This window comes from Shewanella algicola (assembly GCF_014648035.1).
Lineage (GTDB): Bacteria > Pseudomonadota > Gammaproteobacteria > Enterobacterales > Shewanellaceae > Shewanella > Shewanella algicola.
On record NZ_BMQI01000161.1, the window covers coordinates 1 to 757 of the forward strand.

General features: G+C 38.3%; 1 pseudogene. It reads left to right on the forward strand.

Going from position 1 to position 757, the window contains the following annotated elements:
- Window positions 1-387 precede the first annotated feature (387 nt).
- Window positions 388-639 (forward strand): annotated as a pseudogene (locus tag IEY42_RS22220) (IS3-like element ISSde8 family transposase); the annotation flags it as partial.
- Window positions 640-757: the final 118 nt, after the last annotated feature.

Genomic DNA, 757 nt, shown 5'->3' on the forward strand with positions numbered 1-757 from the left:
CCGCTCCCTGTTTTATTTTTATGAAAAACTGAGGCGACAACTATCCTGACACAGGGGGATAATGAACTTAGGTTTTAAAGAATACCTGCCAATGGTTAGAGTAAATTCTGAACTGTTGCCGTGTAGTTTCAAAACGTCATTTAGAAACTTTTATATATGAAGAGTCATTTTGGTAACATGAATCTTGTCCGTGATAGTTTGTATCGGAACATTCTCGTCTAGTAATTGATAACAGTGAATATATGCTGACGCTAAAGTGGGAAAGACGTTCTTAATTCTGTCAGCCACCCCTCGATAGTCTTCTCTCTGAAGCTTCAACTATGTAATGGTCTAACGAAACTGTAGAGATTTATAGCTTAAATAAGCAAAATCTTAAAGGTATTTATTATGATTAGAAAAATAAAAGTCACTGTCAGCCCTCTGCAAAAATTAGAATATGCCAAGCTAATGGTCGAACAGGGTTACACGAACAAGCAAATTGAAGATATGTCAGGTGCGGGTAAATCTGCTGTGTCTCGATGGAAAGTGCAGTACCAAGCTGAATTAGCCGGTAAAACACCAGAAAATGCCAAAGCATTAACTGAAGACCAACGAAGAATTCAACTCCTAGAAGCCCAACTAAAACAAGCAATGAGGGATTGTTTGAAAATCCTCTTTGAATTAGCAAAACACTCACGATCACACCCTAAATGCGGCAGGGGCTGATTACACTTTTTGACCAGTACCGAAAATAATCTCTTCTCTGAAATCGTCACTC